The organism is Mesorhizobium sp. AR02, from assembly GCF_024746835.1.
Classification (GTDB): Bacteria; Pseudomonadota; Alphaproteobacteria; order Rhizobiales; family Rhizobiaceae; genus Mesorhizobium.
The window spans coordinates 1580242-1592310 of record NZ_CP080531.1 but is presented as its reverse complement, the minus strand read 5'-3'; the positions used below and the strand labels follow the sequence as shown (position 1 = coordinate 1592310).

The 12069-nt window shown below is 62.5% G+C and carries 12 protein-coding genes; 10 read left to right on the top strand and 2 right to left on the bottom strand.

Annotated features, from left to right (window positions below):
- Window positions 1–17: 17 nt before the first annotated feature.
- The 7 genes from DBIPINDM_RS11950 to DBIPINDM_RS11920 all read left to right on the top strand — a co-directional run bounded on the left by DBIPINDM_RS11950 (window position 18) and on the right by DBIPINDM_RS11920 (window position 7271).
- The gene (locus DBIPINDM_RS11950; RefSeq protein WP_258585903.1) at window positions 18–1187 is read left to right on the top strand and encodes an acyl-CoA dehydrogenase family protein; all 1170 of its coding nucleotides are present in this window, start codon (window positions 18–20) and stop codon (window positions 1185–1187) included.
- A gap of 33 nt (window positions 1188–1220) precedes the next feature.
- Entirely contained in the window at window positions 1221–2429 is a 1209-nt protein-coding gene (locus tag DBIPINDM_RS11945) for an acetyl-CoA C-acetyltransferase (RefSeq protein WP_258585902.1), read from the top strand.
- A 14-nt stretch (window positions 2430–2443) separates the two neighbouring features.
- On the top strand, window positions 2444–4663 hold the full coding sequence (locus DBIPINDM_RS11940; RefSeq protein WP_258585901.1) for a 3-hydroxyacyl-CoA dehydrogenase NAD-binding domain-containing protein: 2220 nt from the start codon (window positions 2444–2446) through the stop codon (window positions 4661–4663).
- A 9-nt stretch (window positions 4664–4672) separates the two neighbouring features.
- Window positions 4673–5218 carry a thioesterase family protein gene (locus DBIPINDM_RS11935; RefSeq protein WP_258585900.1) on the top strand — a complete coding sequence of 182 codons (546 nt, stop codon included), beginning with the start codon at window positions 4673–4675 and terminating at the stop codon, window positions 5216–5218.
- 97 nt (window positions 5219–5315) lie between these two features.
- Window positions 5316–5621: a hypothetical protein gene (locus DBIPINDM_RS11930; RefSeq protein ID WP_258585899.1), complete on the top strand. Its 306-nt coding sequence runs from the start codon at window positions 5316–5318 to the stop codon at window positions 5619–5621.
- 144 nt (window positions 5622–5765) lie between these two features.
- A complete protein-coding gene (locus tag DBIPINDM_RS11925) occupies window positions 5766–6404 on the top strand; it encodes a S24 family peptidase (protein WP_258585898.1) in 639 nt (212 codons plus the stop codon).
- Window positions 6405–6413: 9 nt separating this feature from the next.
- Window positions 6414–7271, top strand: coding sequence for a thermonuclease family protein (locus DBIPINDM_RS11920; protein WP_416361752.1), 858 nt, complete (start codon window positions 6414–6416; stop codon window positions 7269–7271).
- Here the strand turns inward: DBIPINDM_RS11920 and DBIPINDM_RS11915 are convergent.
- Window positions 7237–8883, bottom strand: coding sequence for a lysine--tRNA ligase (locus DBIPINDM_RS11915; protein WP_258585896.1), 1647 nt, complete (start codon window positions 8881–8883; stop codon window positions 7237–7239). The genes DBIPINDM_RS11920 and DBIPINDM_RS11915 overlap by 35 nt on opposite strands.
- 173 nt (window positions 8884–9056) lie before the next feature.
- Here DBIPINDM_RS11915 and DBIPINDM_RS11910 point away from each other — a divergent pair, with 173 nt between their 5' ends.
- Complete coding sequence (locus DBIPINDM_RS11910; protein ID WP_258585895.1) at window positions 9057–9470, top strand: tellurite resistance TerB family protein; 414 nt, start codon at window positions 9057–9059, stop codon at window positions 9468–9470.
- Between the two features lie 12 nt (window positions 9471–9482).
- On the opposite strand, the gene DBIPINDM_RS11905 is transcribed toward DBIPINDM_RS11910, so the two are convergent.
- Window positions 9483–10334, bottom strand: a complete 852-nt coding sequence (locus DBIPINDM_RS11905) for a transporter substrate-binding domain-containing protein (RefSeq protein WP_258585894.1) — start codon at window positions 10332–10334, stop codon at window positions 9483–9485.
- Between the two features lie 260 nt (window positions 10335–10594).
- On the opposite strand from DBIPINDM_RS11905, the gene DBIPINDM_RS11900 reads away from it, so the two are divergent.
- Together DBIPINDM_RS11900 and DBIPINDM_RS11895 are read left to right on the top strand one after the other, a co-directional pair.
- Window positions 10595–11326 carry a helix-turn-helix transcriptional regulator gene (locus DBIPINDM_RS11900; protein ID WP_258585893.1) on the top strand — a complete coding sequence of 244 codons (732 nt, stop codon included), beginning with the start codon at window positions 10595–10597 and terminating at the stop codon, window positions 11324–11326.
- A gap of 98 nt (window positions 11327–11424) precedes the next feature.
- Window positions 11425–12063, top strand: a complete 639-nt coding sequence (locus tag DBIPINDM_RS11895) for an acyl-homoserine-lactone synthase (RefSeq protein WP_318036934.1) — start codon at window positions 11425–11427, stop codon at window positions 12061–12063.
- The last annotated feature ends 6 nt before the right edge of the window (window positions 12064–12069 follow it).

Below are 12069 nucleotides of genomic sequence, written 5' to 3'. Positions count from 1 at the left end.
AGGAGTATCATACCAACATGACCAACCCCGCCGAAATCCTTGGCCTTCCCAAGCCCGCCTGGGCGGCGGACGAGGTCGGCATGCTCTACGACATGGCAACCCGGTTCATGTCGGAGGAGATCGCGCCGCGCTACGACGAGTTCGAGAAGAACGAGATGGTCGACCGCGAGAGCTGGCTGAAGGCCGGTGCCGCCGGCCTGCTCTGTGCCTCGATGCCGGAGGAATATGGCGGCTCCGGCGGCACCTTCGCGCATGAGAGTGCCATCATCGAAGCCATCGGCCATGTCGGCGTCGACGGTTTTGGCATCGGCCTGCACAATTCGATCGTCGCGCCTTACGTCCTGCATTACGGCTCCGAGGAGCAGAAGAAGAAGTGGCTGCCGAAACTCGCCACCGGCGAGCTGATCGGCGCCATCGCCATGACCGAGCCGGGCGCCGGCTCCGACCTGCAGGGCGTCAAGACGCGGGCGCAGAAGGATGGCAACCAATACAAGATCAACGGCTCCAAGACCTTCATCACCAACGGTCAGCTGGCCAACTTCATCATCGTCGTCACCAAGACCGATCCGGAAAAGGGCGCCAAGGGCACCTCGCTGATCGTCATCGAGACTGACGAGGTCGAAGGTTTTGAGCGCGGCCGCAACCTCGACAAGATCGGCCTGAAGGCCAACGACACGTCGGAATTGTTCTTCAACGACGTGCGCGTGCCGACCTCCAACCTGCTCGGCCACGAAGAAGGGCAGGGCTTCATCCAGCTGATGCAGCAACTGCCGCAGGAGCGGCTGCAGATCGGCGCCGGGGCGATCGCCATGATCGAGCGGGCGCTGGCGCTGACCATCGACTACGTCAAGGAACGCAAGGCCTTCGGCAAGGCGATCATCGATTTCCAGAACACCCAGTTCAAGCTGGCCGAGTTGAAGACCGAGGCCACCATCGGCCGCGTCTTCTACAATGATTGCGTCACCCGCCACATCAATGGTGGCCTCGATCCGGTCACGGCCTCGATGGCCAAATACTGGCTCAGCGACTTGCAGGGAAAAGTCGTCGACGAATGCCTTCAATTGCATGGCGGCTATGGCTACATGAATGAATATCCGATCGCCCGCATGTTCCGCGACGCCCGCGTCCAGCGCATCTACGGCGGCACCAACGAGATCATGAAATTGCTGATCGGCCGCTCTCTTTGAGAGCGACATCAGGCAAACCCAAGGAGCAAGAAAATGGCTGAGGCTTATGTCTACGACGCCGTACGCACGCCGCGCGGCAAGGGCAAGAAGGACGGATCGCTGCACGAGGTGCCGGCGGTGCGGCTTGCCGCCAAGACGCTCGAAGCGCTGCGCGACCGCAATGGTCTGGATACCGGCACTGTCGACGACATCATCTTCGGCTGCGTCGATCCGGTCGGCGAGGCGGGTTCGGTCATTCCGCGCGCCGCCGCCTTCGAGGCCGGCTACGATACCAAGGCGCCCGGCATGCAGATCTCGCGCTTCTGCGCTTCCGGTCTAGACGCCATCAATCTCGGCGCCGCCAAGATCGCGCAGGGCGCCGACGAGATCGTCATCGCCGGTGGCGTCGAATCCATGTCGCGCGTCGGCATGGGCGCCTCGGGCGGCGCCTGGTTCATGGACCCTTCGGTCGGCCTGCCCGGCTGGTTCGTGCCGCAAGGCATCTCGGCTGACCTGATCGCCACCAAATACGGCTTCTCCCGCGACGACGTCGACGCCTATGCGGTCGAGAGCCAGAAGCGCGCGGCCAAATCGTGGGCGGACGGCCGCTTCAAGAACTCGGTTATTCCGATCAAGGACCAGAACGGCCTGACCATCCTCGACCATGACGAACACATGCGGCCCTCGACCGACATGCAGTCGCTCGCCTCGCTCAACCCGTCCTTCATCATGCCCGGCGAAATGGGCGGCTTCGACGCCGTCGCGGTGCAGAAGCATCCTGAGGTCGAAGAGGTCAACCACGTCCACCATGCCGGCAATTCTTCCGGCATCGTCGATGGAGCGGCGGCCGTTCTGCTCGGCTCCAAGAAGGCCGGCAAGGCAATGGGCCTCAAGCCACGCGCCCGCATCCGCACCTTCGCCAACATCGGCTCCGAGCCGGTGCTGATGCTGACCGGTCCGGTCGACGTCACCGAAAAGCTGTTGAAGCGCGCCAAGATGAAGCTTTCGGACATCGATCTGTTCGAGCTCAACGAGGCCTTCGCCTCGGTGGTGCTGCGCTACATGCAGGCCTTCGACATCGATCACGACAAGATCAACGTCAATGGCGGCGCCATCGCCATGGGTCATCCGCTCGGCGCCACCGGCGCGATGATCTTCGGCACGGTGTTGGACGAACTCGAGCGCCGCGACCTCAACACCGCGCTGGTCACGCTCTGCATCGGCGCCGGCATGGGTACCGCAACGATCATCGAACGCGTCTGACGGGAGAGAAACCTATGAGCTACACCAATTTCACCCTCGACACCGACGCCGACGGCATTGCGCTCGTCACCTGGAACATGCCGGACCGCTCGATGAACGTCTTCACCGAAGAGGTGATGAACGAACTCGACAAGATCATCGATCAGGTGGTGGCCGACGCCGGCATCAAGGGTGCGGTGATCACCTCGGGCAAGGACAGCTTCTCCGGCGGCGCCGATCTGACCATGCTGCAGAAGATGCTTGCCGTCTTCGCCAGGGAAAAGACCAAGGATCCGGAGAAGGCGGCAAAGCTTTTGTTCGACAATGCCGGCCGCATGGGCGGTCTGTGGCGCAAGCTCGAAACATCGGGCAAGCCTTGGGTTTCGGCGATCAACGGCACCTGCATGGGCGGCGCTTTCGAACTGTCGCTGGCCTGCCATGGTCGCGTCGCCGCTGATTCAGACAAGGTCAAGATGGCCTTGCCGGAAGTCAAGGTCGGCATCTTCCCCGGCGCCGGCGGCACTCAACGTGTGCCGCGGCTCACCGATCAGCAGCAGGCGCTGCAGATGCTGACCTCGGGCCAGAATTTGTCGCCGCAGAAGGCGAAGTCGATGGGCCTGATCCATGAGATCGCCGAGCCGGCCAAGCTGATCGAGACTGCAAAGGCGATGATCAGGAACGGTCTGAAAGCTGTCCAGCCCTGGGATGAGAAGGGTTTCAAGCTGCCCGGTGGCCAGATCTATTCGCCGGCCGGCTTCAACCTGTGGCCACCGGCCATCGCCATCCTGCGTCGCGAGACCTATGGCAACTATCCGGCCGCTGCCGCGATTCTGAAATGTGTCTATGAAGGCCTGCTGGTGCCGTTCGACACCGCGCTCAGGATCGAACAGCGCTATTTCACCGAGATCATGCAGACCAGGGAAGCGGCGGCGATGATCCGCTCGCTGTTCGTGTCGCTGCAGGAGCTCAACAAGGGCGCCCGCCGTCCGGCCGGCGTGCCGGAAACCAAGTTCAAGAAGATCGGCATTCTCGGCGCCGGCTTCATGGGCGCCGGCATCGCCTATGTCACGGCCAAGGCCGGTATCCCGGTGGTTCTGCTTGACCGCGATATCGAGTCCGCCACCAAGGGCAAGGCGCATTCCGACAGCCTGGTCTCGGATCAGGTCAAGAAGGGCCGCGCCAAGCCTGAGGAGAAGGACAAGCTCCTGTCGCTGATCACGCCGACGGCCGATTATGCCGATCTCGCCGGATGCGACCTTGTGGTCGAGGCGGTGTTTGAGGATTCGGCCGTCAAGAAGGCCGCCACCGAACAGGCGGAGGCCGTGCTGAAGTCGTCGGCGATCTTCGCGTCGAACACCTCGACCATCCCGATCACCGGTCTCGCCAAGAATTCGACGCGACCGAAGAACTTCATCGGCATCCACTTCTTCTCGCCGGTCGACAAGATGATGCTGGTCGAGATCATTTTGGGCAAGAAGACCGGCGACAAGGCGCTGGCGACCGCCATCGATTTCGTCCGTGCCATCAAGAAGACGCCGATCGTCGTCAACGACACACGCGGCTTCTACGTCAACCGCTGCGTGCTGCGTTACATGTCGGAAGCCTACAAGATGCTGATCGAGGGCGTCCCGGCACCGATGATCGAGAATGCGGCCAAGGCCGCCGGCATGCCGGTCGGACCCTTGGCGCTGACCGACGAGACGGCCATCGACCTTGCCCAGAAGATCATGAAGCAGACCATCAGGGATCTCGGCGACAAGGCCGTCGATCCCAAACAGATGGCGCTGATCAACACCATGGTCGACGAGCATGGTCGCTTCGGCCGCAAGAACGGCAAGGGTTTTTACGACTATCCGGCCAAGCCCGCCAAGAAGAAGCTCTGGCCGGGACTGAAGGACCTCTATCCGCAGCTAGCGGCCGAGAAGGTCGACTATGAAGAGCTGCAGCAGCGGCTGCTCGTCACCATTGCGCTGGAAGCGGCACGCGTGATGGAAGAGGGCATCGTCACCGACCCGCGCGAGGCCGATGTCGGCTCGATCCTGGCCTTCGGCTTCGCGCCCTACACCGGCGGCGCGCTGTCTTATATCGACGGCATCGGCGCCAAGCGTTTCGTCAAGATCGCTAGGGATTTGCAGAAGAAGTACGGTGCCGAGTTCAAGGCGCCCAAGCTGCTCATCGACATGGCCGAGAAGGGCGAAACCTTCTACCAGCGCTTCGACCCCTACGCCAAGGGCGACGTGAAACAGGCCGCCTGACGCAAGGTTATGTATGTCTGGGCGCGCATGGCGCGCATGCTGGCCACGGCGCGAAGCCGTGGCCCTTATATGATGGGCGGTGAAAGCCGGTTGGCCTTTCGCTGCCTGCCGACCGACATTGATTTCAACATCCATCTCAACAATGCGCGCTACATGATGCTGGCCGACCTTGGCCGCATCGACCTGTTCGTCCGCGCCGGGCTGATCACGCTGGCGCGCAAGAACGGCTGGGCGCCGATGATGGGCGGGTTGCAGGCGGTCTATGCGCGCGAGATCAGGCTGTGGCGCCGCTTCGAAGTGGTGTCCTCGATCGAAACCTGGGAAGGCAGCCAGGTCATCGGCAAGCACCGTTTCGTTCTCGACAATGGCGAGACGGCCGCTTTGATCCTGACGACGGCTGGCGTCTACGACCGCAAGGCGCGCCGCTTTCTCGACATCGATGAGGTGGTCATGGCCCTTGGCCGCTCAGTCCGGCCGCGTCCGCCGACCGAGGCTGAGCGGCTGTTCATGGCGTCGCACCAGGCTTTGCGCCGCCAGGCCAAAGGATCTGTTTGATCAACCTTTCCGGAGCACGGCCGCAGCCGCTTCCCCATATGGGCCGCGGATGTTAAGTTAGTATTTGCTAATGTATGCTAGTGGAGGGAGTTTCGTCATGCGTATGATGCTGAGAGTTTCCATCCCGGCCGAGGAAGGCAACAAGGCGATCAAGGACGGCAGCATGGGCAAGTTCATCGAGCACACCCTGGCCGATCTCAAGCCGGAGGCCGCGTATTTCACCGCCGAGAGCGGCCACCGGACGGCCTATCTCTTCGTTGAGATAAAGGACAGTTCGGAAATGCCCTATGTCGGTGAGCGGTTCTTCTTCGCCTTCAATGCCGCCGTCGATTTCATCCCGGTAATGAACGCCGAGGAACTCAGGAAGGGGTTACCAAGGGCGATGGCTGCTATGGCTGGATAATCTCATCTCCGCCTATTGACGTCCGAACTGCGCGGTCGTTGCCGCACAGTTTTGTTCGTGAGCTGTTGGCTGCGCGGTGGACATCCAGGTGGTTGCGGGTTAGACAGGAAAGGCATTTTTTCCTGTCTCGAAGGAGAGCATGACATGCTCTCGCACGACCGCGTCTGGGCTGCCATCGATGCTCTTGCCGAGCGTTATTCGCTTTCGGCGTCAGGTCTGGCAAGGCGCGCTGGGCTCGATTCGACTGCTTTCAACAAGTCGAAACGTCTGTCGTCGGACGGCCGGCCGCGCTGGCCCTCGACCGAATCGCTGGCCAAGATCATCGAGGCCACGGGCGCGTCGCTCGACGAATTCACCGGACTGATCGAAGGCCGCATGGGCGCCGCGCCCGCTCACCGGCGCTCCGTGCCACTGCTTGGCTTTGCCCAGGCTGGCGCCGGCGGTTTTTTCGACGATGCCGGTTTTCCGGCCGGGCAGGGCTGGGATCTGGTCGAACTGCCGGCGCAATCGACCGAGAGCTCCTATGCACTGCAGGTGCAGGGCGATTCCATGCTGCCGCTCTACCGCAATGGCGACGTCCTCATCGTCGAGCCCAGCGCGGTCACCCGCAAGGGCGATCGCGTCGTCGTCAAAACCACATCAGGCGAAGTGATGGCCAAGGTGCTCGAGCGCCAGACCGTCAAGTCGATCGCGCTGGTCTCGCTCAATCCCGATCATCCCGACCGCGATATCCCCATGCGCGATGTCGAATGGGTGGCGCGGATTGTCTGGGCAAGCCAGTAGGTCGGGCTGGTGCGGTTTCCTCATCTTGCCCTGGCGGTTGTGATGGTCCCGGTGATGGCGGCCTTGGTCGTCGCTGGTGGCCGCGCACTGAAAGGAAGCGAAAGCACCGTGACCGTGGACCAGATCGATCCCGGCGCCGACACGATCTCTCAAGCGGGCACCGATGCCGGGTCTGACGAGCCGGCCACGTCAGCCATTCCCGCGCCTGCCGCCGCGCAGCCAAAGACGGTGGTGCATTCGCGGGCGATCGATCCCGACGTCGTCGCGCCGCCGGAACTGCCCACCGGAGAGCTCGAGCGGGTCGAGCCGCGCGAACCGCTGAGCAAGCTGGCGCTCGCCATGCCGCCCAAGCCGAAGATGCCCGACGACTGGAACGGCACGAAGCTGTTCCAGCCGGTCGCGACGGCCGCCGGTCTGATCGAGGCGAAAGGCTATTCGGTCGCGGTTTCCGGCATAGACGTCGTGCCACAGGGCGAGACCTGCACCACCGACGGCAAATCCTGGCCATGCGGCATTCGTGCGCGCACGGCATTCCGCGCTTTCCTGCGCGGCCGCGCGGTGGTCTGCACGGTGCCGCCCGAAGGCGGACGCGACCGGATCGCTGCGGAATGCCGGATCGGCAAGCAGGATGTCGGTCAATGGCTGGTCGACAACGGCTGGGCGCGTGCCGCCAAGGGTGGACCCTATGTCGAGGCCGGCGAAAAGGCACAAAGCGCCAAGAAGGGCATTTTCGGATCGGCGCCGAACCTGGCCGGCATCTCAGCGGTGCCGGCTGCGCCCGCCCCGGCGCCTCAGGCGCCGGGCTCGATCCTGGAAGAGGTCGACGGCACCCTTAAACCAGCTGACCAGCCAGCGCCTGCTGAATGAGCGCGCGGGTCTCGGCGACGCCGTAGAGCGCGGCGAACGAGCCGAAGCGCGGGCCGCGCTCCTGGCCGATGAGCACCTGGTAGATCATCTGGAAGAAGGCACCCGAAACGCCCGGACCGCCTTCAGGGCTCTGCTTGGAGTGATCCTGATAGCGTTCGATCTTGCGCGCCACGTTGAGCGAAGCGTTCTGGATCGCTTCGCCGCTGGCGTCCGCCGGCAGCGTGCCAAGTGCTGCGTCCAGGGCCTCGAGCGCCTCGCGCTCGACCTCGTCGGCCGGGCGGAAGGTTTTCGTCGGCCTCACGAAATCGTCGAAATAGCGGATCGCATGGCCGACCAGCTGGTCGAGTTCCGGGTGCGTCTTCGGCGTCACATCAGTCGCGTGGCGTGAAATGAAGCCCCACAGCACATCCTTGTTCTGCGCATTGGAGGCGCTGACCAGATTGAGCAGCAGCGAGAACGGTACCGGCATGTCGATGGCGGGCGGATTGCCGTCATGCATGTGCCAGACCGGGTTGCCCAGCCGCTCCTTCCAGTCCTGCCGCGGATAGGCGGCGAGGAAGGTGTAATATTCGTCCACCGCTCTCGGAATGACGTCGAAATAGAGTTTTTTGGCCTGCCGCGGCCGCTGGTACATGTAGAGCCCGAGGCTTTCGGTCGGCGCATAGGTCAGCCATTCGTCGATGGTCAGGCCATTGCCTTTCGACTTCGAGATCTTCTGGCCGTTTTCGTCGAGGAACAGCTCATAGACGAAATGCTCCGGCGCGCGTCCGCCCAGGATGTTGCAGATGCGGTCATAGACCACCGCATTGGTCTGGTGGTCCTTGCCGAACATCTCGAAATCGACGCCAAGCGCTGCCCAGCGCATGCCGAAATCCGGCTTCCACTGCAGCTTCACCCGGCCGCCGGTGATCGAAAGCGTGGTCTCGGTGCCTTCGTCGTCGAAGGTGATGGTGCCGGCCTTGGCGTCGACATGCTTCATCGGCACGTAAAGCACGCGGCCGCTTTTCGGGGAAATCGGCAGGAACGGGCTGTAGGTCGCCTGCCGCTCAGGCCCGAGCGTCGGCAGCATCACCGCCATGATCTTGTCGTAGCGTTCGGCGGCGCGCAACAGCATTGCGTCGAAGCGACCCGACTTGTAGTACTGCGTCGCACTGGCGAATTCGTAGTCGAAGCCGAACGTGTCGAGGAAGCGGCAGAGCATCGCGTTGTTGTGGTCGGCGAAGCTCGCATAGTCTCCGCCGAACGGATTGGGAACCGAAGACAGCGGCTTGTGCAGATGCGGCTCGAGCGCGGCGCGATCCGGCACGCTGTCGGGGATCTTGCGCATGCCGTCCATGTCGTCGGAAAAGCAGAGCAGCTTGGTGGCGACCTTGTCCTGTGTGAGCACGCGGAACGCATGGCGCACCATCGAGGTGCGCGCCACCTCGCCGAACGTGCCGATATGCGGCAGGCCCGACGGACCATAGCCGGTCTCGAACAGGATCGTTTCGGGAAAGTCGGCGCCCTTGTAGCGCTCGATGATCTTTTTGGCTTCCTCGAACGGCCACGCCTTGCTCTCGGCCGCGGCCGCCAGCAGTTCGGGGTTGAGATCGATGATGTTTGATCCCGCCATGGTCCTGTTTTCCAAATTATTCGCCGGCCAGATTATTCGCTGGTATGGCCGCAGTGTCGATTTTCAACCGGTCCTCTAGGCGTGCATGGCCGGAGCGTCAACGAGTGGGGCGCTTTTTCCTTGCGACGCAGATGGCGCCTACCTACCTTCGGAGCCCGTTCAAGGAGTAAAGAATGCCGTCGCCGACCCCGCATGAAGCCCTGATCTACCTGATGGTCATCACCTCGGCCTCCGACCGCGACATGACCGATGTCGAACTGGCCCGGATCGGCGACGTTGTCCGCTCATGGCCGGTGTTCGAGGATTTCAAGCAGGACCGGCTGGTTCCCGTCGCCCAGGCTTGTCAGAAGCTGTTGCATGAGAAGGATGGCCTGGAGGGTGTCCTGGCCCAAATTGCCGAGGCCCTGCCGGAGCGCCTGCGCGACACCGCCTATGCCGCCGCCTTCGAAGTGGCCGCCGTCGATCTCGAAATGCGCCTGGAGGAAGTGCGGGTGCTGCAGTTGATCCGCCGCCAGCTCGATCTCGACACGCTGACCGTCGCCGCCATCGGCCGCGCGGCCAAGGCGCGGCTGCGTACGCTGACCTGAATATCAGCAGCCCTAGAAAAAACTCACCGGAAAGTAGCGCAGGTAGAATTCGGCGAAGGTGCCCTTCATCGAAATCTCCTGCAGCGCGTAATCGATCGCGGCGGCCAGCGCCGGATTGTCCGCCCGTGTGGCGATGGCCATGCCCGTGCCCAGATATTCGGGAGCCAGATAGGGACCGCCGGCAAAGCGGCAGCAGCCGGCCGCATCCGAGCCGCCCAGCCAGAAGGCGAAGCGCATGCCGTCACCGAAGGCGGCGTCGATCTTGCCCGCCTTGAGGTCGCTGTAGAGGGCTTCCGGTCCGTCGAAGGAGACGATCTGGACCGTGTTGAAATAGTCGCGCAGCATGCGCTCATGCGCCGAGCCGGCGAGCACGCCGACGCGCTTGCTGCGTAGCTTGTCGAAAATCGGTTCCGCAAACGCCTTGCTCTTCGGCATGATGAAGCGCGCCGGAAACTGCAGATAGGAGCGCGAAAAGGCGTATGTCTGGCGCGATTGCGGCGTCGCGGCGATGCCGGCGATGATGGCTTCGCCTTCGCCTTTCTCGAGTGCCCCTTCGAGCTCGCCCCAGGGCAACGCCTGGATCTGGCATTTGTCGACGATGCCGAGTTCGGCGCAGATGGCGCGTGCCAGGTCGATGTGGAAACCGGACAGTTTTCCCGCGCCATCGAGGAAATTGAACGGCGGAAAATCCGTGGTCGTCAGGAATCGCAGCCGCGGCAGTGCCGAAAGGTCGGGCTTCGGCAACCGTTCCTTGGCGTCCCATAACACCGGCACCTGCGGCTCCGCCGCGCGCGCCCCAGAAGCCAATGGCAGTGCCGCGATCAGCAGCGACACCAGCACCAGGGACCTCCATTGGAACGCCACGATAGAACTCCGCCACACTCGTGTTCACACCGGTTTTGGTACGAAAATGGTACAGGCACAATGGTTTTTGATTTCAACGCGCCGATTTCAGGATATGCTTTAGCGCGTTTGCAAACAGCGGTGGCTGCCCTGGTTGGGGGACCAGGGTCGAGAACCACAACCGGAAATGTGCGCGTTGCAATCCGTGGTCGGTGGCCAAATGCAGACAAGGCATGGACCATCGATCTCAATGCATGAGGCAACATGGGGTTAATGTTGCGATGGGTCAATTTGATCGTACGCTGGAATACATAGACCAACTGCAGCACGCCGGAACGGCGGCGGCAGTTTGCGAGAAACTGTTGGGAATAACGTCGGATTTCGGTCTGACCGCGCTGATGGCCGGAACCGTTCCGCAGCCAGGCACGCCGACCGGGCAGCAAAAGGAGCATGTGCTGCTTTGCGACTGGCCTGTCGAATGGCTGGAGCGCTACGTGGCGCGTAACTATGTCGATCACGATCCGGTGGTCAGCCACATGAAGCAACTGCAGGCGCCTTTCCAGTGGCGCGAGGCCGCGCAGGGCGTTCGCATCGACAAGAGCAGCGGTGAAGTGATGGGCGACGCCGGCGCTTTCAAGCTGCGCGATGGGCTGGCCTTCCCACTGATAACGCTCGATGGCCAGATCGTCATGGTGTCGCTGGGTGGCGAGGCTGTGCAATTGTCGGCAGCCGAGTTCGGCCTGGTGTCGCTGGTCTCGACCTATGCCGTTGGCCGCGCCATGCAACTCCACACCATGGCGACCAAGACCATCGACCATATCGAGTTGACGCCGCGCGAACGCGAATGCCTGCAATGGGCCGCCGTCGGCAAATCGGAATGGGAGATTTCGCAAATCCTCGGCATCTCCGAGCACACGTCGGAGAAACATCTTCTTAACGCCAAAAGCAAACTCGGTGCCGTCAACCGGGTCCAGGCGGTCGCCGAAGCGATAAGGCGCGGCTACATTAGTTAGGTCGGCCGTGCCGACCTAGAACTTCTTGCCTACGTGATCACGCAATTTTCTCGTTGAAGCACGGCCGTATCTTCCTCTTAAACCCAGGAGACGACGGCATGCTTTTTTGTCTTACAACTCAAGAATTGATGGAACGTCCCGACCTTTGGGAGGCCGTCCATCGTCTGCGCTACCAGATATTTGTCGAGGAGATGGGGTGGGAGGACCTGCGGCGCCCGGACGGCTATGAAGTCGACCAGTTCGACCATGACCAGGCGGTGCATCAGATCGTCATCAGAGGCAACGAAGTCGCGGGCTATCAACGGATGTTGCCGACCACGCGGCCGCATCTGCTGACCGAGGTTTTGACCGACCTTTCCGAAGGAACGCCGCCATCGGGCCCAAACATCTGGGAATTGACCCGCTATGCGGTGGCTCCCGGTTTTCGCGATGGTCGTCGCGGCGTCTCGACCGTCGGCACCGAATTGATCGCCGGCTTCGTCGAGTGGGGGCTGAAGCGCGGCGTCGACAAGGTGATCATCGAGTTCGAGCCGATGTGGGTGTTGCGCGCCTTGCAGCTGCATTTCCTGGCGACGCCGCTGGGTTATCAGCGCACCTACGGCAATCAGCAGGTCGTGGCGACGCTGCTCTCCTTCAACGAGCACACGCTGGACGTGGTGCGTTCGCGCCGCAATCATCATGCTCCCGTTCTGGCCAGGGGATATCCCGACATGTTCGGCCAAAGGAGGGCGTCATGACATCGC

Coding starts and splice junctions, on each gene's coding strand:
- DBIPINDM_RS11925 (WP_258585898.1), top strand. CDS start 5,766: ATGCTCTCGCACGACCGCGTCTGGGCTGCCATCGATGCTCTTGCCGAG.
- DBIPINDM_RS11935 (WP_258585900.1), top strand. CDS start 4,673: ATGTATGTCTGGGCGCGCATGGCGCGCATGCTGGCCACGGCGCGAAGC.
- DBIPINDM_RS11945 (WP_258585902.1), top strand. CDS start 1,221: ATGGCTGAGGCTTATGTCTACGACGCCGTACGCACGCCGCGCGGCAAG.
- DBIPINDM_RS11895 (WP_318036934.1), top strand. CDS start 11,425: ATGCTTTTTTGTCTTACAACTCAAGAATTGATGGAACGTCCCGACCTT.
- DBIPINDM_RS11940 (WP_258585901.1), top strand. CDS start 2,444: ATGAGCTACACCAATTTCACCCTCGACACCGACGCCGACGGCATTGCG.
- DBIPINDM_RS11910 (WP_258585895.1), top strand. CDS start 9,057: ATGCCGTCGCCGACCCCGCATGAAGCCCTGATCTACCTGATGGTCATC.
- DBIPINDM_RS11900 (WP_258585893.1), top strand. CDS start 10,595: ATGGGTCAATTTGATCGTACGCTGGAATACATAGACCAACTGCAGCAC.
- DBIPINDM_RS11950 (WP_258585903.1), top strand. CDS start 18: ATGACCAACCCCGCCGAAATCCTTGGCCTTCCCAAGCCCGCCTGGGCG.
- DBIPINDM_RS11915 (WP_258585896.1), bottom strand. CDS start 8,883: ATGGCGGGATCAAACATCATCGATCTCAACCCCGAACTGCTGGCGGCC.
- DBIPINDM_RS11930 (WP_258585899.1), top strand. CDS start 5,316: ATGCGTATGATGCTGAGAGTTTCCATCCCGGCCGAGGAAGGCAACAAG.